Source organism: Frankia sp. AgB32 (genome assembly GCF_023243045.1).
GTDB lineage: Bacteria > Actinomycetota > Actinomycetes > Frankiales > Frankiaceae > Frankia.
The window spans coordinates 1-250 of the sequence record NZ_JALKFX010000207.1 but is presented as its reverse complement, the minus strand read 5'-3'; the positions used below and the strand labels follow the sequence as shown (position 1 = coordinate 250).

Here is a 250-nt window from a genome sequence, read left to right as displayed (position 1 = left end):
ATCAACGAGACCAGCGCGCTGGCCGATTTCATCGTGCCCGACACCGTGACCTACGAGAGCTGGGGCATCTCGGCGCCCTGGGCCGACGTGGTGGCCAAAAGCTCCACCGTGCGCTGGCCCGTGGTGCAGCCCGCCGTGGCGCGCACGGCCGGCGGCCAGCCCGTGAATGTGGAGAGCTTTCTCTTCGCCGTGGCAGAACGGCTGGGCCTGCCCGGCTTTGGCGAGGCCGCCATCAAGGACGCCCAGGGCC

At 70.4% G+C, this 250-nt stretch carries 1 protein-coding gene; it reads left to right on the top strand.

Annotation, left to right across the window (positions count from 1 at the left end; genetic code table 11):
• Nucleotides 1-250 (top strand): hypothetical protein (locus tag MXD60_RS26435; protein ID WP_248822411.1); only part of this gene is annotated, 250 nt, incomplete at both ends.